Origin of the sequence: Clostridium novyi NT, assembly GCF_000014125.1 — a bacterium.
GTDB classification, from domain to species: domain Bacteria; phylum Bacillota; class Clostridia; order Clostridiales; family Clostridiaceae; genus Clostridium_H; species Clostridium_H novyi.
Window position 1 is genome coordinate 270,275 of the sequence record NC_008593.1, and the last position, 25,600, is coordinate 295,874.

At 26.8% G+C, this 25,600-nt stretch carries 22 protein-coding genes and 3 pseudogenes; 21 read left to right on the forward strand and 4 right to left on the reverse strand.

Annotation, left to right across the window (positions count from 1 at the left end; translation table 11 throughout):
* Positions 1-29 precede the first annotated feature (29 nt).
* The 3 genes from glmM (at position 30) to ppdK (ending at position 7,094) form a co-directional block, all read left to right on the forward strand.
* On the forward strand, positions 30-1,379 hold the full coding sequence (gene glmM, locus NT01CX_RS01490) for a phosphoglucosamine mutase (protein WP_011721256.1): 1,350 nt from the start codon (positions 30-32) through the stop codon (positions 1,377-1,379).
* Positions 1,380-1,909: 530 nt separating this feature from the next.
* Complete coding sequence (gene glmS, locus NT01CX_RS01495; RefSeq protein ID WP_011721257.1) at positions 1,910-3,736, forward strand: glutamine--fructose-6-phosphate transaminase (isomerizing); 1,827 nt, start codon at positions 1,910-1,912, stop codon at positions 3,734-3,736.
* 730 nt (positions 3,737-4,466) lie between these two features.
* Entirely contained in the window at positions 4,467-7,094 is a 2,628-nt protein-coding gene (gene ppdK / locus NT01CX_RS01500) for a pyruvate, phosphate dikinase (protein ID WP_039241929.1), read from the forward strand.
* A gap of 150 nt (positions 7,095-7,244) precedes the next feature.
* Here ppdK and NT01CX_RS01505 read toward each other — a convergent pair whose 3' ends face one another.
* Positions 7,245-9,257 carry a methyl-accepting chemotaxis protein gene (locus NT01CX_RS01505; protein ID WP_011721259.1) on the reverse strand — a complete coding sequence of 671 codons (2,013 nt, stop codon included), beginning with the start codon at positions 9,255-9,257 and terminating at the stop codon, positions 7,245-7,247.
* Between the two features lie 137 nt (positions 9,258-9,394).
* Here NT01CX_RS01505 and rd point away from each other — a divergent pair, with 137 nt between their 5' ends.
* The 3 genes from rd (at position 9,395) to NT01CX_RS01520 (ending at position 11,917) form a co-directional block, all read left to right on the forward strand.
* A complete protein-coding gene (gene rd / locus NT01CX_RS01510) occupies positions 9,395-9,556 on the forward strand; it encodes a rubredoxin (protein WP_011721260.1) in 162 nt (53 codons plus the stop codon).
* A 140-nt stretch (positions 9,557-9,696) separates the two neighbouring features.
* Positions 9,697-10,116, forward strand: coding sequence for a PPC domain-containing DNA-binding protein (locus NT01CX_RS01515; RefSeq protein ID WP_011721261.1), 420 nt, complete (start codon positions 9,697-9,699; stop codon positions 10,114-10,116).
* Between the two features lie 109 nt (positions 10,117-10,225).
* Complete coding sequence (locus NT01CX_RS01520; protein ID WP_052294503.1) at positions 10,226-11,917, forward strand: SulP family inorganic anion transporter; 1,692 nt, start codon at positions 10,226-10,228, stop codon at positions 11,915-11,917.
* An 82-nt stretch (positions 11,918-11,999) separates the two neighbouring features.
* Here the strand turns inward: NT01CX_RS01520 and NT01CX_RS01525 are convergent, their stop codons facing one another.
* A complete protein-coding gene (locus tag NT01CX_RS01525; protein ID WP_011721263.1) occupies positions 12,000-12,347 on the reverse strand; it encodes a DUF6483 family protein in 348 nt (115 codons plus the stop codon).
* A 148-nt stretch (positions 12,348-12,495) separates the two neighbouring features.
* Here NT01CX_RS01525 and NT01CX_RS01530 point away from each other — a divergent pair, with 148 nt between their 5' ends.
* From NT01CX_RS01530 to NT01CX_RS01555, 7 genes and pseudogenes are all read left to right on the forward strand, one after another.
* Positions 12,496-12,912: a hypothetical protein gene (locus tag NT01CX_RS01530; RefSeq protein ID WP_011721264.1), complete on the forward strand. Its 417-nt coding sequence runs from the start codon at positions 12,496-12,498 to the stop codon at positions 12,910-12,912.
* A 211-nt stretch (positions 12,913-13,123) separates the two neighbouring features.
* Complete coding sequence (locus tag NT01CX_RS01535) at positions 13,124-13,666, forward strand: RNA polymerase sigma factor (protein WP_011721265.1); 543 nt, start codon at positions 13,124-13,126, stop codon at positions 13,664-13,666.
* A gap of 3 nt (positions 13,667-13,669) precedes the next feature.
* Positions 13,670-14,431 carry a hypothetical protein gene (locus NT01CX_RS01540; protein WP_011721266.1) on the forward strand — a complete coding sequence of 254 codons (762 nt, stop codon included), beginning with the start codon at positions 13,670-13,672 and terminating at the stop codon, positions 14,429-14,431.
* A gap of 1 nt (position 14,432) precedes the next feature.
* Positions 14,433-15,307, forward strand: a pseudogene (locus NT01CX_RS01545) (ABC transporter ATP-binding protein).
* Positions 15,308-15,313: 6 nt separating this feature from the next.
* Positions 15,314-15,727, forward strand: a complete 414-nt coding sequence (locus NT01CX_RS12395) for a hypothetical protein (RefSeq protein WP_011721268.1) — start codon at positions 15,314-15,316, stop codon at positions 15,725-15,727.
* Positions 15,724-16,560, forward strand: coding sequence for a hypothetical protein (locus NT01CX_RS01550; protein ID WP_011721269.1), 837 nt, complete (start codon positions 15,724-15,726; stop codon positions 16,558-16,560). Before NT01CX_RS12395 ends, NT01CX_RS01550 begins: the two co-directional genes overlap by 4 nt.
* Before the next feature lie 9 nt (positions 16,561-16,569).
* On the forward strand, positions 16,570-17,505 hold the full coding sequence (locus NT01CX_RS01555; protein WP_011721270.1) for a hypothetical protein: 936 nt from the start codon (positions 16,570-16,572) through the stop codon (positions 17,503-17,505).
* A gap of 80 nt (positions 17,506-17,585) precedes the next feature.
* Here NT01CX_RS01555 and NT01CX_RS01560 read toward each other — a convergent pair whose 3' ends face one another.
* Together NT01CX_RS01560 and NT01CX_RS01565 are read right to left on the reverse strand one after the other, a co-directional pair.
* Positions 17,586-17,783 carry a hypothetical protein gene (locus NT01CX_RS01560; protein ID WP_011721271.1) on the reverse strand — a complete coding sequence of 66 codons (198 nt, stop codon included), beginning with the start codon at positions 17,781-17,783 and terminating at the stop codon, positions 17,586-17,588.
* Positions 17,784-17,812: 29 nt separating this feature from the next.
* Positions 17,813-18,499 carry a lysozyme inhibitor LprI family protein gene (locus NT01CX_RS01565; protein ID WP_011721272.1) on the reverse strand — a complete coding sequence of 229 codons (687 nt, stop codon included), beginning with the start codon at positions 18,497-18,499 and terminating at the stop codon, positions 17,813-17,815.
* Between the two features lie 122 nt (positions 18,500-18,621).
* On the opposite strand from NT01CX_RS01565, the gene NT01CX_RS12400 reads away from it, so the two are divergent.
* From NT01CX_RS12400 to NT01CX_RS12030, 8 genes and pseudogenes are all read left to right on the forward strand, one after another.
* Complete coding sequence (locus NT01CX_RS12400; protein WP_080504851.1) at positions 18,622-18,831, forward strand: BlaI/MecI/CopY family transcriptional regulator; 210 nt, start codon at positions 18,622-18,624, stop codon at positions 18,829-18,831.
* Positions 18,832-18,848: 17 nt separating this feature from the next.
* Positions 18,849-19,844, forward strand: a pseudogene (locus NT01CX_RS12405) (M56 family metallopeptidase); the annotation flags it as partial.
* 201 nt (positions 19,845-20,045) lie between these two features.
* Positions 20,046-20,729 (forward strand): phosphodiester glycosidase family protein, encoded by a 684-nt coding sequence (locus tag NT01CX_RS12410; RefSeq protein ID WP_242648508.1) that lies wholly within the window; start codon positions 20,046-20,048, stop codon positions 20,727-20,729.
* Between the two features lie 78 nt (positions 20,730-20,807).
* Positions 20,808-21,296, forward strand: a complete 489-nt coding sequence (locus NT01CX_RS01585) for a malate permease (protein WP_011721276.1) — start codon at positions 20,808-20,810, stop codon at positions 21,294-21,296.
* 346 nt (positions 21,297-21,642) lie between these two features.
* Entirely contained in the window at positions 21,643-23,589 is a 1,947-nt protein-coding gene (locus NT01CX_RS01590; protein ID WP_011721277.1) for a hypothetical protein, read from the forward strand.
* A gap of 15 nt (positions 23,590-23,604) precedes the next feature.
* A complete protein-coding gene (locus tag NT01CX_RS01595) occupies positions 23,605-24,444 on the forward strand; it encodes an ATP-binding cassette domain-containing protein (RefSeq protein ID WP_011721278.1) in 840 nt (279 codons plus the stop codon).
* A 31-nt stretch (positions 24,445-24,475) separates the two neighbouring features.
* Positions 24,476-25,093 (forward strand): ABC transporter permease, encoded by a 618-nt coding sequence (locus NT01CX_RS01600; RefSeq protein ID WP_242648496.1) that lies wholly within the window; start codon positions 24,476-24,478, stop codon positions 25,091-25,093.
* Positions 25,094-25,222: 129 nt separating this feature from the next.
* Positions 25,223-25,494 (forward strand): annotated as a pseudogene (locus NT01CX_RS12030) (sensor histidine kinase); the annotation flags it as partial.
* Positions 25,495-25,600 lie beyond the last annotated feature (106 nt).

Here is a 25,600-nt window from a genome sequence, read left to right on the forward strand (position 1 = left end):
TAAAAACAGATAAAGAGAGGTACAAATATATGGGTAGATTATTTGGAACAGACGGAGTTAGAGGAGTTGCAAATACTGAATTAACAGCAGATCTTGCATTTAAATTAGGCAGAGCAGGAGCTTTCGTCTTAACAGAAGGAACTCATAAGCCAAAAATATTAGTAGGAATGGATACAAGAATATCAGGAGACATGCTAGAGGCGGCTTTAGTAGCTGGTATCTTATCAGTTGGTGCTGAAGCAATATGTGTAGGAGTTGTACCAACACCTGCAATAGCTTACTTAACAAGAAAATATAAAGCTGATGCTGGAGTTGTAATTTCTGCTTCTCATAATCCTGTAGAATATAATGGAATTAAGTTCTTTAACAAAAATGGATATAAATTAAAAGATGAATTAGAAGATAGAATTCAAAGCATAATAGAAAACAATTTTGAAGGAGTTCCATCACCAACAGGTGAAAACTTAGGAAGAAAAATTACATGTGAATCAGCAATTGATGATTATGTAGAATTTGCCAAATCTACAATAGATGTAGACTTAAAAGGATTAAAAATAGCTCTTGACTGTGCTAATGGTGCATCTTACAAAACATCAGTTGAAACATTTAGAGAACTTGGAGCTGAAGTTGTTGTAATAAACAATGACCCAGATGGAGTAAATATAAATAAAAACTGTGGATCAACTCATCCAGAAGAATTAATGGATTATGTTGTTAAACAAGGTTGTGACTTAGGTCTTGCTTTTGATGGTGATGCTGACAGATGTCTTGCTGTAGATGAAAAAGGAAATCTTATAGATGGAGATTTCATAATGACTATTTGCGGTAAACATTTAAAGGATCAAGGAAAACTAAAAGATAACATGGTAGTTGTAACTGTAATGAGTAACCTTGGTTTAAGCTTAGCATTTGATAAAGAAAATATATCTACTATAAAAACTAAAGTTGGAGATAGATATGTTCTTGAAGAAATGGTTAAAGATGGTTACAAATTAGGTGGAGAACAATCAGGTCATATTATTTTCTTAGACTATAATACAACTGGAGATGGACTTGTTACAGGTCTTCAAATTGCATCAATAGTTAAAGAAACTGGTAAAACATTATCAGAACTTGCATCAATTATGACAAAACTTCCACAAGTTTTAGTTAATGCTAAAGTACCTAACAACATGAAAGATATACATGAAAAAGACGCAGAAATAGCTGAAGAAATAAAGAAAATAGAAGAAAAATTAAATGGTTGCGGAAGAGTTTTAATAAGACCTTCAGGTACTGAACCATTAGTTAGAGTTATGCTAGAGGGAGAAAATCAAGAAGAACTTGATAAAATAGCACATGCTCTTGCAAAAATGATAGAAGAAAAAGCAAATGCGTAACTAGATATAATTGAAGAGTATTCCATTTTTGGAAATACTCTTTTTTATTAGTGAAAAAATAGTATCATTGAAACATAATTAAGTGTATTGACGTATAATATAATGTCAAATATAATGTATAGGTGTGATTAACACAATCCAAAGGAATTAAGGGAAAAATCATAAAAGATAAGCATAAAGAAATAATATTAAAGCGCCAGAACTTAAGTTGAGTAAATGAGGGAATAAAGGAAACTCAAACTAGACGTTTGAGTAAGTTCGACTAACTAAATCATAGATTTAAGAAGTTAAGGAAACTCAAACTAAATGTTTGAGTAAGTTCGCCTTAACCAAATCGTAGATTTGGAGGCTCACTTAAGTTGACGAGGATGGGGAGTATCGAGAATTCGGCGGATGTCCCACGGTATTTATGTACTACCGATAACAGTTAGCAAATCTAAAAAGCGATTTTTAGCACAAATCTAACTAGGTACATGATGGTTATTTAGTCCCTTAATGACAATAAATTTTATAAAAAGGGAGAATTGAATATGTGTGGAATAGTTGGTTATTTAGGTAACAAAAATGCAGCAGAAGTTTTGGTAGAAGGATTATCAAAGCTTGAGTACAGAGGATACGATTCAGCAGGAGTTGCAGTTCTTGAAGGCAATGAAATAGTTGTTAACAAACGTAAAGGAAGACTTGCAAATCTTGAAGCTGTACTTGAAGAAAATAAATTAACAGGACACATTGGAATAGGTCATACAAGATGGGCAACTCACGGAGCTCCATCTGATGTAAACTCACATCCTCATACAAATGAAAAAGGAACAATAGCAGTTGTTCATAACGGAATTATTGAAAACTATATACTTTTAAGAGATTGGTTAACTTCAGAAGGATATAAATTCAAATCAGAAACTGATACAGAAGTTATCCCTCACTTAGTTGACTACTACTACGAAGGAAACTTAGTAGAAGCTGTTATGAAAGCAGTTAAAAAGATGGAAGGTAGCTATGCAATCGGAGTAATATGCAAAGATGAACCTAACAAATTAGTAGCAGTAAGAAAAGACAGCCCATTAATAGTTGGTGTAGGGGAAGGAGAAAGCTTTATAGCATCAGATATCCCAGCTGTTTTAAACCATACAAGAGAAGTATACTTACTTGAAGATAATGAATTTGTTCTTATAGAAGATGGAAAGATTACAATATTTGATGAAAACAAAAATGAAGTTAAAAAAGATATTTTCCACGTAACTTGGAATGCAGACGCAGCTGAAAAAGGTGGATATGATCACTTCATGTTAAAAGAAATTCACGAACAACCAAAAGCTATAAAAGATACTTTAACTTCAAGAATAGTTAAAGGAGAAAAAGTTAACTTAGATAGCATTAACATAACAAAAGAACAAATCAAAAACATAGACAAAATTTATATAGTAGCATGTGGAACTGCTTATCATGCAGGGGTAGTAGGTAAAACTGCAATAGAAAAACTTGCAAAAATACCAGTAGAAGTAGAAGTAGCATCAGAATTCAGATATAGAGAACCACTTATAACTGAAAGAACATTAATGATAGTTATAAGCCAATCTGGAGAAACAGCAGACACATTAGCAGCATTAAGACTTGCTAAAGCTCAAAATGCAAGAGTTATCGCAGTTACAAACGTAGTTGGAAGCTCAGTTGCAAGAGAAGCTGATGATGTATTATATACATGGGCAGGACCTGAAATTGCAGTTGCATCAACAAAAGCATATGTAACTCAACTTGTTGCAATGTATATAATAGCTTTATACTTTGCTGAAAACAAAGAAAGTGTAAGAAGCACAGAAATAGAAAAAATCAAATCAGAGCTTTTAAATCTTTCAGAAAAAGCTGCTGAAGTTTTAAATGATAAAGAAAAAATAAAAGAATTTGCAAAAGAAGTATTTGAAGATAAAGATATGTATTTCTTAGGAAGAGGACTTGACTATGCAGTAGCAATGGAAGGGTCATTAAAACTTAAAGAAATATCATACATCCACTCTGAGGCTTACGCTGCTGGAGAATTAAAGCATGGACCTATAGCATTAATAGAAGAAGGAACAACAGTAATAGGTCTTGCAACTCAAGAATATTTATTTGAAAAAATGCTAAGTAACATAAAAGAAGTAAAAACAAGAGGGGCTAAAGTTATAGCAATAGCTATGGAAGGACATGACATAATCGAAAAGACAGTTGATTCAGCTATCTATATTCCAAGAGTTATGCCAATCGTAGCACCAATACTTTCAGTAATACCACTACAACTTTTATCTTACTATGTATCAATAGAAAAAGGTTGTGACGTTGATAAACCAAGAAACCTTGCAAAATCAGTAACTGTTGAGTAATTGATAAAATCAATAAACCATAAAAGGCTAGACATTTTATATGAATGTCTGGTCTTTTTTTATGTGCTACTATCATTAGACCTATCTATAAGGTGGAGGGCGTCAATGTTAAAAGTTTAATGAAGTCATATGTTTTATATTATTTAAATAAGGAATTAGGTGAAGTTATATAATGAAACTGATAATTAGATTTATGTTTGAAGTTTTAATATTAATATTTTTAATGTAGGTATGTTTATTACTTCAGTGTTACCATATAAGCCTAGAACGTGGTTATTTAATGGCTATATAAGTGCTGCATATAAGATACTTAAATTATTTAAAAAATAAATAATAAATAAAAAATAACTCACAAGTGTTTAATATAAAATAAGAATGTAGAGAAATGCAACCGAAGAGTAAAAGCGTGAGTTTTAAGCCACACACCTAAAGTTAATTAGTGTGTGGCTATTTAATTTTATTAAAAATAAATAACACATAATAGTGCGTAAAAAAGATATTTATGATATACTATTTGTATAATTAGTATACTATATTGATGAAAAACATATAATATATATGTAAATTAAATCAAATAGTATACGATAAATATAAAAAGGATATATTATTATATTTTAGAGACTATCATTTTAAATTATTTATTAATCTAAAGAATTATTAAGAGATTTACTTCAGGATGTTAAAAATCCTGTTGGATGTGAGAATGCTATTACTGAATGGGGGATGTTGGGTGAAGAAAAAATTTGTTTATTTGTTTAGGGAAGGCAATGCATCAATGAGAGATCTTTTAGGTGGTAAAGGAGCAAACTTAGCTGAAATGTATAGTTTGGGAATTCCAGTTCCAAAGGGATTTACTATAACAACAGAAGCTTGCAATAAGTATTATGAGGATGGAAACAATATATCGGATAATATTTTAGAAGAAATAAAATATTATATGAAGGAAATTGAACATCAGACTAATAAGAAATTTGGAAGTGAAGAAAATCCACTATTAGTTTCAGTAAGATCAGGGGCAAGAGCTTCTATGCCAGGAATGATGGACACTATACTTAACTTAGGATTAAACGACACTGTAGTAGAAGCTATGGCGAAGTTAACTAACAACTCTAGATTTGCTTATGATTCTTATAGAAGGTTTATTCAGATGTTTTCAGATGTAGTTATGGGTATAAAAAAAGATTTGTTTGAAGAGAAAATAGATAAAATTAAGCTTGAAAAAGGTGTTAAATTTGATACAGAATTAAATACACAAGATTTAAAAAAGCTTATTTTAGAGTTTAAAAAAATATATAAAAACGAAATAGGACAAGAGTTTCCACAAAATCCTGAAGAACAATTAATAAAGTCTGTAATGGCTGTATTTGAATCATGGAACAATTCAAGGGCAGAAGTTTATAGAAGACTAAATGATATACCGTTTGAATGGGGAACAGCTGTAAATGTTCAAGAAATGGTATTTGGAAACAAAGGAGAAACTTCAGGAACTGGGGTAGTGTTTTCAAGAAATCCTGCCAGTGGAGAAAATAAGGTTTACGGTGAATATTTAATGAATGCTCAAGGAGAAGACGTTGTTGCAGGAATAAGAACACCACTTCCAATAAAAAAATTACAGGAACAAAACCCTAAAATTTACGAAGAACTTATAACTATAATAAAGAAACTAGAAAATCATTATAAAGACATGCAAGACATGGAGATAACAATAGAAGAAGGAAAACTTTATTTCCTTCAAACTAGAAACGGAAAAAGAACAGCAAAAGCCGCCCTTAAAATAGCTGTTGATTTAGTTAAAGAGGGAATGATAACTAAGGAAGAAGCTATTTTAAAAGTAGAACCTAAACAATTAGAAACATTACTTCATCCAGCTTTTGATAAAAAGGAATTAGAAAGTAAAAAGTCAATAGCAAAAGGTTTACCAGCATCACCGGGAGCTGGTTGTGGTAAAATTGCATTTACTGCTGAGGAAGCTAAAAAAAGAGCTTTACAAGGAGAAGATGTTGTCCTTGTTAGACTTGAAACTTCACCAGAGGATATAGAAGGTATGATTGCATCTAAGGGAATTTTGACAGTAAGAGGAGGAATGACTTCACATGCTGCAGTTGTTGCCAGGGGAATGGGAATTTGTTGTGTTGCAGGATGTGAAGATATAAAGGTAAATGAAGAAAATAGGACATTAGAAATACAAGGCAAGATGTATACAACTGATGATTATATATCTATAGATGGATCAACAGGTAAAGTTTATGGAGAAAAAATAAAAACTGCTATTCCGGAGATAACAGGAGATTTTGCTGTATTTATGGATTGGGTTGAAAAAATAAAAAAATTAAAAGTTAGAGCAAATGCTGATACACCAAGAGATGTTAAAAAAGCCATTGAATTTGGTGCTGAAGGAATAGGACTTTGCAGAACAGAGCATATGTTTTTTGAAGAAGATAGAATACTAGCTGTTAGAGAAATGATATTAGCTAAAACACAAGAGAAGAGAAAAAATGCATTAAATAAAATACTGCCAATGCAAAGAAAAGATTTTATAGAAATATATGAAGAATTAAAAGAAATGCCAGCAACTATAAGACTGTTAGACCCTCCACTTCATGAATTTTTACCTCATACTAATGAGGAAATGGTTTCTTTAGCTGAAAAACTTAACATGGATGTTGAGGAAATAAAGTCTACAGTTTCTGAAAAGAAAGAATTTAATCCAATGATGGGACACAGAGGATGTAGATTATTTGTAACATATAGTGAAATTGCCGAAATGCAAGCTAGGGCAATAATGGAAGCGGCAATAGAGGTTACAATGAAAAAAGGGTACAACATAGTACCAGAAATAATGATCCCTCTTATTGGAGAAATAAAAGAGTTAAAATTCGTTAAAGACATAGTTGTTAAAACAGTTGAACAAGTTATGGAAGAAAAGGGAATTAAAATAAAATATAAAGTTGGTACAATGATAGAAATTCCAAGAGCAGCTATTACAGCAGATGAAATAGCAAAAGAAGCTGAATTTTTTTCATTTGGTACAAATGATTTAACTCAAATGACATTTGGATTTTCCAGAGATGATGCATCAAAATTTTTATCATTATACTATGAAAATAGAATTTATGAACAAGACCCATTTGCAAAACTTGATCAGAGGGGTGTAGGTAAGTTAATTGAAATGGCAGTAAGTAAAGGAAAGAAAACAAGAGAAAATATTAAACTTGGAGTATGTGGAGAACATGGTGGTAATCCAGCATCTGTTGAATTTTTTCATAACATAGGACTAGACTATGTTTCATGTTCACCATTTAGAGTACCTCTTGCAATACTTGCATCAGGGCAAGCACAAGTTAAAAATAAACGATAATAGTTGGTGTTGCTTAGTTACTTAGTAGTTAGGAAAGTTAATTATGAAAGAAAAGTGAGAAATAATTTATAGTATTATTAAAATAAACACCCATTAAACATTTTATAAATAAGTATTGAATGTTTAGTAGGTGTTTATTTTTAATATAAATTATTTAAAAAAATCAAGATCTTCTTTTATATCGTTACTTATATTATTTAAAGAAGAAGATACATTAAATAATATATTTAGGTTTTCAGAGTGATTATCTAATTTATTACTAATAGATTGAGAAGCTTTTACAGTATCATTTATATAATTAACTACTTTAGTTAATGATTGTGTACTATTTTCAATTCCCGCAGTTTGTTCTTCCATTACGGATATAATTTCTTCAACTGAAAGCTGAGAATTAATAGCCTTGCTTTTAATATCATTCATTAAGTTTGTAGTAAGTTTTATACTTTGTATTAAATCTTTAAATTTAGTATTCATATCATCAACAATATTTGAAGTTGACAGTATCTCGTCCTGAATGCTTGATAGTAATGCATCAATATTTTTAGAGGATATTGAGCTTTGTTCAGCTAGCTTTTTGATCTTTTCAGCAACAATTGCAAACCCTTTACCAGATTCACCAGCTCTAGCAGCTTCAATAGAAGCGTTAAGAGAAATTAAATTAGTTTCTTTAGATATAGAAGTTATTATATCTAATAGTGAATTTATTTTAGCTGATAAATTAGTTAAATTATTAATTTTAGCATTTATATTTTCTAATGATGTAAATGATTCATTAAGAGTACATTCCATATTGTTAGCATGATTAACTCCATTTTCAACTGAATATGTAGAATCATTTACTGTTGAATGAAGATTTTCTAAATTTAAATTTACGTTTTCTATACCTTTAGAAAATTCTTGTAGTATATTTAAGTTTTCCTCTAAAGATAATAAGTTTTCATTCATTTTAGTATTAACGTCATTTAGAGTATTAGTAATATATAGTTGACTAGTTTCGTTATCTTGTATTGTTTGTTTTAAATTATTAGAATAAGTATTTAAGTCTATTGCATTTGTTTTAAAATTTTCAATTGTAGATTTTATTTTTTTAGAGAATATATCAAAACTATTGCCAAGTTCAGAAAACTCATCATTTCTTTTTAGTAATCTTTTATCTATGCTTAAATTTAAATTTCCTTCTGAGAATTTTTTTAATGTCATAGACAAATTTGTAATTGGATTAGTGATTTTATTTGTAAAACGTGTAATTAAAAGTACTGATGTTATTAAAATGATTACTAAAATGCCTAATGCAATTAATGTGTATGTGTAAATACTGTTGGTTATAGATGAATATGGAACGGCTATAAGTAAATTAAGTCCATAATCTTTTAAAGATTTATAGTTGGTTAGTGTTTTTCTATTATTTAAAACAAATTTGCCTACTCCAGATTCATTATTAATCATTTTTTGTACAGGTTCCAAACTTGATAAATTTATTATTTTTTGTAGTTTAGATAAATCTGTAGACTTATTATTAGATTTATCAAGTAATAGTGAGTTATCTTTATTGGTTAGTAGCAATGATCCATGATTATCTAGTAATCCGAATGTACAATCTAAATTTTTAGTAGTTAAACTTAAACAATTAGATAAACTATTTATTTCAAGTATGGAAGATACAGTACCTATTATAGAATTTCCATTTTTTATAGGACTACAGTAGATTATAACAGCTTTCCCGGTTAAATGAGAAATTATAACAGGTGAAAAGTTACCTTGTCCTTGCATGGCTTTTTTAAAATAATCTCTGTTAGCAATACTTATATTTCCTATACTTGGGTACTTGGCAATCTGCATTCCGTCGGTTCTAGTTATATAGGCTCTTTTTATAAATGTATTGCTACATACTAAATTTTCAAGTATTTTTTTATTGTCCTCAGCTTCTAGATTGTTAAAGGTACCTAGAGTATCTGATAACAAGTCTGTTGAAGATTTTACAGAATTAATAGCATGTACTATTATTTGTTCAGAATCCATAGAAGTTTGATTTAAGTATCTAGTATTAGTTTTTGACATATAATTAATGTGTAAATATATAAATACAAAAGTGCAAAATGCAAGAGAAATAAATAAAGTAATACCAGATTTTATTATCAATTCTCTTTTAAAAGTTTTTTTCAATATGTTTCCCCCCTTAGTTTGTAAAAATCTAAAAACCTTTATATATATCGAATGAAAACTATAGAATAAATATAGGTAATTTGAAAATAATAAGTTAAGATACAAATTTTCATTATCATATTAGTAGGAGGGTTAATATGCAAAAATATATTTGTGACGTATGTGGATATATATATGATCCAGCAGTTGGAGATCCTGATAATGGAGTAGCACCGGGAACATCTTTTGATGATATTCCAGAGGATTGGTTATGTCCTCTTTGTGGAGTGGGAAAGGATCAATTCTCAAAAACTGAATAAAAAATATTCATAGAATGGCAATGCCTATGCGTATAATTAGATATGCATAGGTATTTTTGTTTTAACGGCTGTAAATTAGAGGTATAATAAGGTATACAAAGAATAATTTATACAGTTATAAATTTTAAAGGAGGATTCTCATGAACTATTCAAAAAGAGGTAATACATGGGTTATAGTACTTGAAAAAGGAGAAAAAATAACAGAAAGTATTAAAAAGTTTTGTAGTGAAACAGGAATAAAGGCTGGAATTGTAAATGCTATAGGAGCAGCTAAAGATATAAAAATAGGATATTTTGATATTAACACTAAGGAGTATAATGAAACAAACTTTAGTGATTATTATGAAATAACAAGTTTGACTGGAAATATATCAACAAAAGATGGACAACCTTATACACATATTCACATAAACTTTACAGGTGCAGATTGTGTAGGATATGGTGGACATTTCATAGAAGGAACTATAACAGTTACTTGTGAAATGTTTATAACTGAAATTGATGGAGAATTACAACGTATTCCTGATGCAGAAACTGGAATAAATGTAATCAAACTTTAAATATAAAAAAATATAAAAAATTTATTGCCAATGCAAGTAAATAAGAATATAATAAAAAAGTTGGTCAAAACAAAGGGTTTTAATTACAGTTTAAGAAGGAGTGAAAAACGTGTTAGTTCCTAAATTATTTACTTGCATGAAAGGTTATACAAAAGAACAATTTTTAAAGGAACTCATTGCAGGAATTATAGTAGCAGTAATAGCATTACCATTATCTATTGCACTTGCAATAGCATCGGGTGTATCCCCTGAAAAAGGATTGTATACAGCAATAATTGGTGGATTTATAGTATCTTTTTTAGGTGGAAGTAGAGTTCAGATAGGTGGACCTACAGGAGCATTTATAATACTTGTTTATGGAATTGTCCAAAAGTACGGAATAACAGGACTTACAGTAGCTACAGTGATGGCGGGAATATTCTTAATCATAATGGGAGTTCTTAAATTTGGAAAGGCGATAAAATATATACCATATCCAATAACTACTGGATTTACTAGTGGTATTGCAGTTTGTATATTTTCAACTCAGATTAAAGACTTCTTAGGATTGAATATAGAAACTGTACCATCACAATTTATACACAAATGGGCAGTGTATATAACTCATTTAAACACTATAAATTTAGAAACAGCTTTAATAGGAGTTTTATCTATAGTAATTATAGTTATATGTCCAAAAATAAGTGATAAAATACCAGGTACACTTATAGCATTAATTATAACAACATTAATTACTATGGTTTTTAAATTAAATGTAGAAACTATAGGAAGTCGTTTCGGAACAATATCTTCTGCTCTTCCTAAAATAGCAATACATAATGTTAATATGAAAATGATAAATGAGCTTATGTTCCCAGCAATGACTATTGCAATACTTGCTGCCATAGAATCACTTTTATCAGCAGTAGTTGCAGATGAAATGATTGGTGGACATCATCGTTCAAACATGGAACTTGTAGCTCAAGGAGTTGCAAATATGTTTTCAGGATTATTCGGAGGAATACCTGTAACAGGTGCAATAGCAAGAACAGCAGCCAATGTAAAAAATGGAGGAAGAACTCCTATAAGTGGTATGGTACATGCTATTTCATTATTACTTATAATGCTTATATTTATGCCACTTGTAAAACTAATACCAATGGCATCACTTGCAGGAATATTAATAGTGGTATCATATAATATGGGTGATTGGAAAGAGTTTGCTAACCTTAGAAAAGCACCAAGGGGAGATGCACTTGTATTTTTAATTGCATTTTCATTAACTATATTATTAGATCTTGTAGTTGCTATAGGTGTTGGAGTTGTATTATCTTCATTCTTATTTATGAATAAAATGGCAGATAATACAGAGATTAAATACTTATTAGATGAAAAAGATGATGGATGTAGCTGTAAAATTTTAAATAGAGTAAAAGACGTAACTAGAGTTGCATTTTACGAATTTAAAGGACCATTTTTCTTTGTTTCATCAGAAAAGTTCCAAGAGATTTCTAATAGATTAAAGAAAAATTGTGATGTTTTAATAATAAAAATGAATAAAGTACCTAATATTGATGCTACTGCATATCGTAAGTTTGAAAAGCTATATGATCTATGTAATAGTAACGGAAAAATTGGTACTGAACTTATAATAGTAGAAGCAAAAGACGATGTACTAAAAGTTTTAGATAGATATGGATATGTAGATAAAGTAGGAAGAGATAATTTTTGCAATAGCATTGATGAAGCTATAGAAAGAACAAACGAAATATTAAAAAGTAAAAATCAAATCGGAAATATCCCTAATTTTGTATTAGATTAAAATTAATGATTACCTCTAGCAAAGGAATTATACTAGTGTATAGTAACTTTAGCTGGAGGTAATTTTATTGTTTAGGTTTCCTTTATACGTTAGGTTTAAACTTTTTTATATCATTTAATCCCTGATAAATTTCATCTCTTGGAAAGTTATGAGCAGATAATTCTTCATCGCTCTTTTTTTCTAAAGAATTGTAAAACTGAAGTGCAATTTCATATAACTCTGGAGAATTATTTTTTCTCAATTCATCAAAAAGTAAATCTTCTGCCTTGTTATAGTTGCCTTCATGAAGTAATTTATTGAAACAAATTTTAAAGATATCTTTTGGGGTAAGCTTTTCAATATTTATCTTCTCCATTATTTCTTCCTTTCTGTCAAACAAAAATCTACCCAACTTTTCTCCGCACTCTTTAGCAAGTTTTTCAAGATCCATGAGTAGCACTCCTTTCTATTTTGGATTATATAAACATGATAGCACTTTTTATAATTTTTGTAGATATTAACATTTAAAATGCAATATGATAGTATTAAAATATATGAAAATAAAGTTTGGGGTAATAAGGAGGGAGTAGTTCACTGTGATGATAAGAAAAAATAAGTTATTATTAATTATTGGTGTGGGAGTTTTGACATTAGTTATTATTTATTTAATAAGTAATAACATGAAGTATAAAAAGTTTTCGGATTTTATAGATAACAATGAACAAAAAATATCTAGGGTAGAAATGATTGATGGAAGTACAGGAAAAACCATTGTCAGTACTGATAAAGGAAAAATTAAAGAACTTATAAATTTGCTAAATAATCAAAGGTATAAAAAATCATCAGATCAACATGAAATAGTTGGTTATAGTTTTGGAGTTACTTTTTATGTAGATAATAAAAATGTTTTGCAAATAATATCTACAGGAGATAGGGTAAATGTAAACGGCGTTTATTATAATGTAACAACAGGAAAATTAGATAAACTAGGAAAATGGTATAAATCTTTATTGTAAATTGTAAATAAGGTGTAGTATAGAATTTATATCATGTGAGAAGTTTTTAGACTGTAATTTAACTTGTATAAAAACAAATTAAATTACAGTCTTTTTATATATGATAAATTATTTTTGTTTTAAAACTATTTACAAATTTATTTCGAATATAATAATGAAAGTTAAATGAAATTTACAAATGTTATTTAAATTAAGTGAAAGAGAGTGACAAATGAATAATGAGAAAAAGTTAATAAAACAGATTAAAAATAAAAGTAGTAGAAAAGCCGCCAATGAGCTTATAGCTAATTATTATAAAGAGATATATGCATATGTATATAAACAAACTTTGGATAAAGAAATATCTATGGATTTAACACAAGAAATATTTATAAATATGTTAAAGTCAATAAATACTTATGATGATAAAAAATCTTCCTTCAGAACTTGGCTATATAGAATATCTACATATAAAATTATAGATTATTTTAGGTCTAAAAACTATAAATACAAAAAACTATCAGTAAATATTGATGACACTGATATTTATGATGATGGAGATATTCTAGTATCACTAGAATATAAAGAAGATGTTAAAAAAATTATCAACATTGTGGATAACTTTGATGAAATATTACAGCAAATATTTAGGCTAAAACTTTTTGCTGAATATACTTTTTTAGAAATATCTAAAATTCTAGAAATGCCTGAATCAACTGTAAAGACAAAATATTATTCTATTATAAGAAAAATAAAAAAAATATGTGAGGAGTAGAAGATGAAAAAAGAAAAGTTCTGTATAGATATGCCAGATGAAATGACTATACAAAATCAAATAAATATTATTTTAGATAAAGGATTAAAGCATAAGAAAAGTTTTTTTAGCTATATGAGAAAAATGTATAAGCAGTTAGGATTAAAGGTAATATTTCATGATTTTGTAGAGATAGTTTTTACTTTATTAATATTTTTAAGTCTGTTTTTAGTAATTAAATTTAATGAAGGAGCAATAGATTATGAAGAAGTTAAGAAAATATATGGATTGATAATGATATCATCTCCTATTTTATATTTAATATTATCATTAATATCATTAATTAGGATAAAAGAAAATAGAACTTATGAAATAGAAATGACATGTAAATATAATTTATATCAATTATCTGCATTTAGAATGTTTGTATTTAGTGTTATATGTATTTTATTTAATGTATCAATAATTTTCAATATTGTATGTAAATTTGGGAGCATAAATTTTTTAAGAGCAACTATGATTTCAATAACGTCTTTATTTTTATTTTCAACAATGTTTTTATATTTAATAATTAAGATTCGTTCAAAGATTACTAAATATTTAGCTATTTTAGCATGGATAGTTATTAATCTACTACTCTATATTTTCAATAATAAATTGTATACAAATATTCTTACGGCTTTACCTATAGGAGTATATTTCATTGTGACAGTTATATGTATTTGTTTTTATATAAAAAAACTTAGGGAACTTATTGAACTTACAGCTATAAAAGGAGTGATGTAACATGTTAGAGGTAAAAAATATTACAAAAAACTATGGAAATTTTTGCGCTATAAAAAATATAAATCTAGAGTTTGAAAAGGGGTATATGCACTTCTTGCACCTAATGGAGCAGGTAAGACCACGCTTATAAAAATGCTTACAACATTAATATTTCCAACAGAAGGTGAGATATTATACAAAGGAAAAGACATAGTTAAGCTAGATGAGGAATATAGAGATATACTTGGTTATTTGCCACAAGAGTTTGGATATTACAAGAATTATACTCCTAAAAAATATTTAATGTATCTATCAGCACTTAAAGGAATAGAAAAGGAAAAAGCAAAAGAAAGAATAGTTGAGCTTTTAAAATTAGTTGGACTTGAAGATGTTGAAAATAAAAAAATGAAGAAATTTTCTGGAGGAATGATTCAAAGGGTTGGTATAGCACAAGCTATGCTGAATGACCCTAAAATTCTTATTTTAGATGAACCAACTGCTGGACTAGATCCAAAGGAGAGAGTTAGATTTAGAAATTTAATTTCTCAATTATCCATAGATAGAATAGTTATTTTATCAACACATATAGTGTCTGATATTGAATCAATAGCTAACGAAATTATAATGATAAAAGATTGTGAAGTTGTATGTCAGGATAGTGTTAGAAATATATGTGGAATGCTTAAAGGAAAGGTTTATGAAACAAATGTTAAATTTGATGATATGGTAGATTTTAGACGCAAATATTTTTCTTTATCTGAAAGACAGGAAGAAGGAGATATGAAAGTTAGATTTATATCAGAAGATAAAGGTAAAGATAATTGGAATGTTGTATATCCTAATTTAGAAGATGTATTTTTATATGTTTATAGAGATAAAAAATTAGATATGGAGTAAAGAAATATGGAAATAAAGATAAATGAATTTAAAAAAGTTATAGCATCTCCAGTAATAATATTCCTTTTTGTGATATTTAATTTATTTAATATATTTATAATATGTGAACATTTAGACATGAGAGATGATTTTAAAGTTACAAATGATATTGTTAAAAAGTTTGGATATAAAATAGATGAGGATATGATAAAAAATTTTAAACCATATTATTATGACCAAATAAAAAAAATGAATGAAATTACATATAAGACCACAGGAAAAAAGTATAAAAATGTTTTAGAGGTAGCCAGTGACTTAAAAGAGGAAAATCATTTATATAGTGAAAAGGATATTAAATTTTTTAATAAAGTACAAGTATTAGAAAATTACAATGAAGAGATTAGATTTATAGATGACTATTATAAAAAAAGGATATTATGAATATTGCAACAATAGAAATAAAAAAATATAGGTTAAATGGAAGTGCTGCTGAGACTGTAAAGAGAGAATATAGGAAGCTTAATAAAAGATTTAAAGAGGTAGTTAAAAATAAAGAATATAAAACTATTTCTCCAATAAGAAAGTGTGAAATTTTATTTAAAAATTTATTTAAGAAGTTTTTGTTTGAAATAATGATACTTTCTGTAATTATAACGGCATATTTAATAAATTATGAATTTGATAGTGGAACAAGTAACTTAATGTATTCAACAAAACGAGGAAGAAAATTAGCATTGGACAAGTTATGGGTTTCAATAGTTATAACTAGTATATTTGCTACGATTATAATGGCAATAGGACTTTTAACTTATTTTACTATATTTGATTATTCTACAGTTTGGAATGTTCCTATAAGTAGTTATTTTAATGAAGACTTAGGATTTAGTGCTCTTTGTTGGTGGAATATTTCTTTTGTTAAATATATGTTATTAACTATATTAACTATATATGTTTGTAATTTATTATTTAATGCTATTACATTTTTTATATCAATATATATAAAAAATAGTTATATTGTATTTTCTATATTTTTCATAATAGCTGCTGTAGGAATTATAGGTATACCAGGAATTTCTACAGATAATAATCTTATTTTTATAAATGGATTTAATTTGTTTACGTTAGCAATAAATTGCGGAATATGGTTTATGGAAGCAGGAGCTTTCTTTACATTCAAGTATTATGAAGTTATAACTCTTGGAACGTGTTTGTTTATTATGATTATATTGAACATATTAACATTTAAAAGATTCAATAAAGTAGATATAAGGTAGGGTGTATGTATGAGAATAGTTTTTAATGAATTAAAAAAAATATTTAATTTTAATATGGTTCTATTATTAATAATTATAAATTTAATAATGTATTTTTTATTTATAAGGTTGGATGTAACATATTTTGCTAAAGAAGGTCATGATAAAGATATGCATGAAATGTATGTTGAAATGAGAAATAAGTATGGAAATAATATGGATAAAGCTGAATTTAAAGATTTTAAAAAAAGTTATTATAATGAAAAAATAAAAGAGGCAAATAAACATATTGAAAATAACAGTGAGTTAAATAAATATGGAATAAAAAACTATGATGAACTTATTAAAAAATATAATATAGCATCAGATAAAACAGATAGAGACTCACAGAAAATTGTAAATATATATGAAGATATAATGTTTAAAAGGGAAGTAGAGGTGTTTTATCAATTAGAATCAATAGAATGGTTTATAAATTGGTACAATAATAAAGATAGTATGATGTCTGCTATGATTGCTAATAATCCCAATATAAAGTCTAGAGTTGAAGAAATAGTAAAGCGAGGAGATGAAACTTCTATATTTAGCAGTATATTTATGGATAATTATAATAACTTAATAAGAGGTACTTGTTCAACTATAATAATAGGAATCGTATTTATGATATTACCTATATATTTTAAAGATAAAAAAAATAACATTAGAGATATTCAGTATACTTGTAAAAATGGTAGAAAAATATTTAAAGATAAAATAGTGGCGAGTATGATAGCGTCGCTTATTATTACAACTGTTGATATTATAATTTTATTTATATTATATAGGAATAATAATACAAGTATGTTTTTTGATTGCAGTGTAAATTCCGTTTTTAATCAAATACCATCTTGGTATAATATAACATTTATACAATTAATATTAATGATAGTAAGATTCAGAAAAGAGAAGAGTTTAGATATAGTTTAGTAGAACACATAAATTAACTTTAGTTTTGAGCAAAAGGTATATTATACTAAAAAAATAATTTTTGGTATAATATACCTTTTTTATTTTGAGATAAAAATTTCAGGTTTATTTACATAACTATGAACTATACTTCCACAATTAATGCAAACAATGTGAAAAATCTGAGCACTTTTGAATATATTATTTTTTGATAGTAATTTTGCTTGATGGTCTTGATATCCTTCGCCAAACTCTGTTCCGTCACAATAAGGACATTTTGATATGTTTATACTCTTCATAAATATCACCTCATATAAATTTTAGGTACTTAATCCATATATTTATTAACTAGTTCATAACATCTTTGTTTCGTTAAATCTCCTAGTGATAAAAGATTTTGAACTGGCATAAAAGATCCACCTTTAAATGAATCAGCGTCTTTTTTAGCTTCTCTATCTCTATAGGAAATCCATTGAGTTTCTTCTTTTTTTAATTTTTCCATAGTATCTTTAGATAAATCTTTTTTTAATTCAGAATATATTTCATTCAAATGTTTATCCCATGTCATATATTCTTCTTCAGCAGCTTGACGCATTTCTAATGTTGTTCCAGCATATTTTTTCTTTAAACGTTTATCTAAGTTATTTTTTGTAGATTGTAATTTATTTAAGTAGGATTGTTTTTTACCTTTTATTTTTTTAGGTTGATCTTTTTGAGATGATTTAGAGTTATTATTTTTAGAAGGTGTAATATTTGTTTTTTTAGTAGAGTTTATATTGTTTATAGATTTATTTGGGGTGCTAGGATTACTAGTATGAATTTTTTCATTTGAAGAATTAGTATTTAAAGTATTGTTGTTTGCAGAACTTGTATTATCAGAATTTGAATTTTTTTGTATAGAAGTTGTTTTTTCATTTGATGGTTCAGGTGTTTTAGAATTAGTACAGCTGCTTAATAATGTAATGAATGTGAAAGCAGTTATAGTGAAAATTATTTTTCTTAAATTTTTGTTCATAGGTATACACTCCTTTTAAATTGGAACAGTTTATTTAAAACCACTGCATATTATACCATAAAATTCTTATAAAATATAATATTTACAGTAAAAGATTACAAGTGTAATATATAGCTATAAAGATTACAGTAGATTCTAATAACAAAAAGACATATCATTATTATCCTTTAATATCTAAGGAAAAATGCGTTAAAGTGGAAAGTAAAAGTTTTATAAAACGTGTATTTAATGGTTCGTTAAATATGATGATGGCCAATTTTATAGATAATGAATCTTTATCACAAGAAGAAATTGATGAACTAAAAGATATTCTTAATAAAAAGAAAGGATAAATGGTGGGAATATGCCGATGTTTTTACCGCTCTTTAGATTTATTCTATACTGTACAATTTTAGGAAGTATCATAAGTATTATAATTTTATTGTTAAGAATTGTATTAAAAGAGAAGCTAGGGGCAAGGTTTGGATATTGTCTTTGGCTAGTATTAATAATTAAGCTTATAGTACCGTATGGTCCTGGAAGTTCTCTAAGTATTTTTAATATTGCTCATCTAAATAATACTAATAAAGCAAATATAAATTATATATCTAGTTTAAATAGTGGTGACAATATAGAGGATAATAAAGACAATACTCAAAATGAAAAATTATATAATACTAGTAATGTTATGAAAATGAATAATATTAACAATAAAGAATTAAAACAAAACAATAATAATGATGAAAAGTCCCCAGCTTTTGTTGAAAAAAATATGATGGTTTAATTATAAAAGTTGGATATTTAATCTGGATCTTAGGAGTAAGCTATTTTAGTAACTTTTACAATAAATAAAACACTAAGATTTCATATGGACTTAAAGAAACAAAAGTTATGTAGTGATGAAAAAATTTTGCAGTTAGTATCAAAGTGTAAAAAGGATATGGGTATAAAATCAAAGATATTAATTATAAGCGATAAAAATTCAAGTAGTCCAGCAATATTTGGATTTATAAATCCTAGGTTGATATTACCTAAAGAAGTATGTGATAAAGTAAATTATGATGAGTTAAGATATATAATTTTACATGAAATGGCGCATTTAAAAAGAAAGGATACTATTATAGGATTCATAATATCTATTTTACAAATATTACATTGGTTTAACCCTATATTATGGTATGCATTTTATAAGATGAGACAAGATAGGGAAGTTGCTTGTGATGCATTTGCATTGTCATATATTGATTCTAATGATTATACAAAGTACGGATATACAATTATAAAATTATTAGAAAATCATAAAAGGTGTAATGGAATTTGTGGAGTTCAATGTATAGTAAATGATAAACATGGACTTAAAAGGAGGATTACTATGATATCTTTATTTAAAAAGAATTCGTATAAATGGTCAGCAATAGCTATAGTATTGTTAATTTTAATAGGTGTTGTTACTTTAACTAATCCAAAGAAAAATATTGTTGTTACATCAAATAAGCAGAGTAATAAATTAGATAACATAAATAAAATAACAAAATATGATATAAAAACTAATAGATTTAATGGGAAAATGTTAATAGTACCTAATTCTAAAAAAATTGTAATAGGGTTTAATGAGGAGTCTCCAAGTAAAGTTGGTAAAACTACTAGTGAAATTGCAAAAGAAAATAATGCTATTTGTGCTATAAATGCTGGTGGATTTACTGATGATGTAAGTGGTAAAAGTGCAGAGGTAGTACTGAATCCAGATTCAGGTTATGAAACAAGAAAGCCATGTGGGATTTTAATTCATAATGGAGAATTTGTATATAACGATGATAAAGGTAGGAAAAACGAAAAAATAGATATAGTAGGATTTAGTAAAAGGGGTAAGCTTATAGTTGGAAAATATACATTAGAAGAACTTAAAAATATTAATATAAAAGAAGCTGTAAGTTTTGGACCGGCTCTTATAGTAGATGGAAATCCTGTTAATATATTAGGTGATGGGGGATGGGGAGTTGCTCCTAGAACTGCAATTGGACAAAGAAGAGATGGAAGTGTGCTATTCCTTGTAATTGACGGTAGAGGATTTAAAAGTATGGGGGCAACTATAAAAGATGTACAAGATATAATGAAAAAATATGGTGCTGTAAATGCATCTAATTTAGATGGGGGAACTGTGTCCACTATGTATTACAAAGATAAAGTAATTAATAAACCTTGTGCTGATAAAGAAAAGGTTGTTGCATCTACTTTCATGGTTTTAAAGTAAGTAAAATAGAGAATATATCTGACAATGTAAATGTTTTATAGTGATATATTAGTAAAAAACAAAAGAGGAGAGAATACAATGTCAGATATAGTTTCTAATGTAATCCCTATAGTACTATTAATATGCTTTGGTTATTTTATAAGATATAAAGATATGTTAACGGAAGATGTTATGAAGGGTATAAAGAAAATAGTTATTGATATATCTTTGCCAGCGATACTCTTTATAACCTTTGTAAATATGGAAATAAGAAAAGAATATTTTGTAATTATGATTGCAACTGTATTTCTACTATTTGCATTTTATTTTTTTGTGGCTATTAGATTAACAGTAATATTAGTAGTTGGATACTTATTCAAATTTTTTGTAATTGATAAAATAATTACTCCCGATAAATTATTTAACTATGTATATTTTACATTTTTGATTTTGCCTATTCTGTTTTCACTTCCAATCTTTGTATCGCAGTATGGAACAAAAGAAGATACGGAACTTGTCAATAATGAAGTTGTATTATCAACAGTTGTATGTATTGTAGTGTTTATAGGGTTTGTAATGATGATATAAAGATTTAAGTAGAAGAAAGGATTGGGTCAAAAGTTAGTTTGAACCAATTCTTTTTAAATTATTATTATTTAGGTTTATTTCATAAAAACAAATGTATACAAATAAATGATACATAAAAGGATTAAATGTGCTAATAAAAGAAGGTTAAAGGTTATTTTTGTAACAATATTTGTTTTTTAAGGAAAATATAATGAAAAAGTGTTAAGGATAATCTATAATAATATATAGTGTTGTTTTATAAAAATATATTTTATGACGGTAATTAAATTGAAAAAAAGAAAATTAGTTACTAGTCTTGTTTTGTCTCTTGTTACTTTCAAGATACATTTTATAAGGAGAACTTTAAATGATAAATTTATTAAAAAATAATTTTAAAATACTTTTTAGAAGTATATATTTATTTATACCTCTTTTAGTATTTTTTATTGTAATAAATTGGTATTTGGGGTTAGGTATTTATAATCTAAATATACATAAAGACGCATTTTTTTATTTACAATATAGTCAAAGAATCAGTATGTTTTTCTTTGTTTTTTTTACGTTTATATCCTATGAATATTTAGTTAAAAGTAAAAACGTTAATCTCTTAGAATGCATTTCAATTTTAAATAAAGGAACCTTAAAAGTATATTTTTCAAAACTTATAGTTCTTATAGCAATTATATTAATTATGACATTAAATATATTTGCATATAATTTTGCTGTCTATATTGTAATGAAGGTACATTCTATATCATACCTACTTCATATATTCTTAAATAACTTATTAAATATATTCTTAGTATCTATTTTTGCTATATGTATTGGAAGCACTATATCATTATATTTTAAAAGATTTTCTGCGTATGCGATAATGATACTTTCAGTAATTTTAATAAGTCCAATTTCTGAAATGATTCCATATATACTTTACATGGGCTATCATATAGATATATATTTTTTAAGAGAACCATTCAATATTTTACCTCCTAATTTAAGTTGGAAAAGTGATTATTTATATGGCTTGTCTCTAGAACCATATAGATGGAATTTAATCTTCTTTTGGATAAGCCTTTTTAACTTTTTTATACTTATAAAATTATATAAAAGAAAGCATAATTTTTTTAATATTGTAACCGCAATTTTACTAATATTCTCACTAGGTAATTTCTATGGATTCATTAAGCCAGGAAGTATTGTAAAAAAAGATTATAACCCTAAAAATTTCACCGCTTTTGACGAGATATATTATTCAGATGATGTACAGAAAGAAGAAAAAGCATTATTTAAAATTTTAAAATATGATATGAAACTAAATATAAATAGACAATTACAAAGTGATACAACTATTTATTTAGATGAAAAGGAACCTTTGAAAACTTATAAATTCACATTATATAGAAACTATAAAATTAAAAAAATTCTTGGCAAAAACAATAAAGTTTTAGAATATAAAAGAGATGGGGACTATTTAGAAGTAGTTAACCCTGATAACAATAAACTTCAGCAGATTAGAATTTTATATAGTGGATATAGTCCCGTATTTTATAGTAATTCTCAAGGGATTTTGCTACCGGGATATTTTCCATACTATCCAATGGAAGGTTATAAAAAGATATATATAAAAGAAGAAGGTAAATTTGTTCCAATAATAAGAGATTATATTGTGAATTTTGATATATCTCTAAAATCGAACTTAGATGTTTCATCAAATCTTAATAAAAATGATACTAAATTCTATGGTAAAGCTCAAGAGGCTACCCTAATTGGTGGGTTCTTAAAAGAAAAGCATATAAAAGATAATATTTTTTATGAATTATCATTGAATGGCATAGATACAAGTGTCATTTTAAATATAGATAGTACTCTGAACTTATATAAAAAAATTTTTTCGGACAACTACACATTTGATATAAAATCAAAAAAAATATTTCAATCACCACAAGTAATTTCTTGTAAAGTTATTGGTAATGGCATAGTAAGTTTAAAAGATCATATTTTTATATCTGAATCAGATATAAAAGGATTAGCCCTTGGTTTAATCCAGTCTAATTTATCTCAAGATATAAAGAAAAGAAGAATTAGTCTTATATTATTTAATTATCTTTTAAACAAAAATGCATTTACAAGCAACGATCTATCTGAAGATGCTCCCAAAGAGGTTTTAGAAGATCCTCTTTTTCAAATAGAGTTTTTATTCGTAAAAAAGATAAATGAATTAGGTGAGGATTATGTTGTTAAAAATAGCTATAAATTTTTAATAGATAAAAATGATAAAAGAGACTCCATAACCTTTATTAAAAACTTAAAATAATTAGGGGGAAGTTCAATGTTAAAGATTTTAGATTTACATAAATCTTTTAAAAGAAAAGAAATATTAAAAGGAATTTCTATAAACTTAGACACTGGAATTTATGGGCTTTTAGGCAAAAATGGAGCAGGCAAAACTACACTTATGAGATGTATAGTTAATTTGTACAATATTACAAAAGGAAATATAAAATTTGAGGAAAAAGATATTGCAAATGACATTAGTTTCTCAAAGAATATTGGTTATTTGCCTCAAAAGTTTGGATTATTTAAAGAATTAACAGTATATGAAATGATGGAGTATTTTGCGGTTCTTAAAAAGCTACCTAAAGAATCAATAGACATGTATATAAAATCTAGCCTTGAGATAGTCAATCTAGATGACAAACTAAAAGATAAAATATCAACATTGTCTGGGGGCATGATTAGACGATTAGGGATTGCTCAAGCAATCTTAGGCGATCCTAAGATAATAATTTTTGACGAGCCCACTGCTGGTCTTGATCCAGAAGAAAGATTACGATTTAAAAATTTATTATCCCATATAAAGAAAGATAAGATAATTATAATTTCTACACATATCGTTGAAGACGTAGAAGCCTGTTGTGATAAGATAATTATTATGGATGATGGAAAAATACTTAAAGAAGGAACTAGTGATGAAATTAAATCAGTAGCAAAAGGAAAAGTCTTTGAAATTGCTGAAGAAACCGAAATTAATTTTAATCACTTTGTAGAAAAAACTTTTGAAAAAGACGGTAAAAGATTTTTAAGAATACTCTCAAATGAAACTGAAGAATATACAGGTTTAAAACCTACTATTGAAGATGGATATATGTGTCTATTGAAAGGAATATAAAGAGATGGAATTAAAACTCATATATCTTTCTATGAAAAATTTAAAAGTCTATTACTTTATTCCTTTAATATTTTTGTATATTGTTATTCCTATTTTAGACATTGGACTTATTAATATGTCAGGGAATATTGAAAATGCTTATTTATCCATATTTGCAGAAGCTGAAAAGTATATACCTATTTTATCCTTATGGTGGACTACCTTTATATTTAAAGAATACATCGATGGAGATGGGAATGAAGTTTTATATTGTATTGACTCCTCAAGTAAACTTAAAATACAACATATTGCATTAATATTTAGTTGGTATATTATACACGTAAGTATTTTATTTTTAGTATATGGATTCTTTTTGGATAATGTACTATTAGAATTTTTAAAAACCGTTATTCAATGTTTTTTCTTTACATCATTAGGATATACTCTTATTTATACTTTAAAGTCAACTACTATAAGTTTTATGTTTTTAATTGTATATGAATTATTATGTCTTTTTATAAGATGTGAATTTACGAAGTATATAAGTATATTTCAAGGTGAACAAATAATTTCCATGCAACTTATAGGTACAAAATATTTTATATTCTTATTAATAGGAATATTATTTTTAATAATTGGTGTATATAAAAATAAAAGGTTTTACTGTTAAAGATTAAGTAGAATTTACTTTTTAATATATATTTTTTAGCACATAAAAGGGATTATTACGAAATTGTAATAGTCCCTTTTATGTATTTGTAATAATAATCCTCTATAATTTAACTTGTAAGATAAGTTTAATAGGGGGGAGAAAAAATGGAAATTGTTAGAGACTCCATTAAGTGTTTCTATTTGTATAGAAGATAATGGAGAAGGAATTGCTAAACATGAGCTAGGAAAGATTTTTGATAGATTTTACAAAAGTGAAAATTCCACAAATCCATAAGTATAGGAATTGGATTATCTATGAGTAAATCTATAATTGAATCTCAAAATGGCTCTATAAGTGTTAATAGTATAGAAGAAAAAGGAACAAAATTTATAATAACTTTTTTAAAACAGATTATTTAATTATAAAGAATTTATAAAATAGAGCTAAATTTCAAAATATACATTTACAATACTTAGTATATAAAGTAAAATGTGAACAAATTATTATATGTAAGTTTAATAGAGA

Coding starts and splice junctions, on each gene's coding strand:
- NT01CX_RS01590 (WP_011721277.1), top strand. CDS start 21,643: ATGATAAATTTATTAAAAAATAATTTTAAAATACTTTTTAGAAGTATA.
- NT01CX_RS12410 (WP_242648508.1), top strand. CDS start 20,046: ATGTTAATAGTACCTAATTCTAAAAAAATTGTAATAGGGTTTAATGAG.
- NT01CX_RS01525 (WP_011721263.1), bottom strand. CDS start 12,347: ATGGATCTTGAAAAACTTGCTAAAGAGTGCGGAGAAAAGTTGGGTAGA.
- NT01CX_RS01565 (WP_011721272.1), bottom strand. CDS start 18,499: ATGAACAAAAATTTAAGAAAAATAATTTTCACTATAACTGCTTTCACA.
- NT01CX_RS01540 (WP_011721266.1), top strand. CDS start 13,670: ATGAAAAAAGAAAAGTTCTGTATAGATATGCCAGATGAAATGACTATA.
- NT01CX_RS12395 (WP_011721268.1), top strand. CDS start 15,314: ATGGAAATAAAGATAAATGAATTTAAAAAAGTTATAGCATCTCCAGTA.
- NT01CX_RS01515 (WP_011721261.1), top strand. CDS start 9,697: ATGAACTATTCAAAAAGAGGTAATACATGGGTTATAGTACTTGAAAAA.
- NT01CX_RS01555 (WP_011721270.1), top strand. CDS start 16,570: ATGAGAATAGTTTTTAATGAATTAAAAAAAATATTTAATTTTAATATG.
- NT01CX_RS01595 (WP_011721278.1), top strand. CDS start 23,605: ATGTTAAAGATTTTAGATTTACATAAATCTTTTAAAAGAAAAGAAATA.
- NT01CX_RS01535 (WP_011721265.1), top strand. CDS start 13,124: ATGAATAATGAGAAAAAGTTAATAAAACAGATTAAAAATAAAAGTAGT.
- glmM (WP_011721256.1), top strand. CDS start 30: ATGGGTAGATTATTTGGAACAGACGGAGTTAGAGGAGTTGCAAATACT.
- NT01CX_RS01560 (WP_011721271.1), bottom strand. CDS start 17,783: ATGAAGAGTATAAACATATCAAAATGTCCTTATTGTGACGGAACAGAG.
- rd (WP_011721260.1), top strand. CDS start 9,395: ATGCAAAAATATATTTGTGACGTATGTGGATATATATATGATCCAGCA.
- NT01CX_RS01585 (WP_011721276.1), top strand. CDS start 20,808: ATGTCAGATATAGTTTCTAATGTAATCCCTATAGTACTATTAATATGC.
- NT01CX_RS01530 (WP_011721264.1), top strand. CDS start 12,496: ATGATAAGAAAAAATAAGTTATTATTAATTATTGGTGTGGGAGTTTTG.
- NT01CX_RS01600 (WP_242648496.1), top strand. CDS start 24,476: ATGAAAAATTTAAAAGTCTATTACTTTATTCCTTTAATATTTTTGTAT.
- glmS (WP_011721257.1), top strand. CDS start 1,910: ATGTGTGGAATAGTTGGTTATTTAGGTAACAAAAATGCAGCAGAAGTT.
- NT01CX_RS01550 (WP_011721269.1), top strand. CDS start 15,724: ATGAATATTGCAACAATAGAAATAAAAAAATATAGGTTAAATGGAAGT.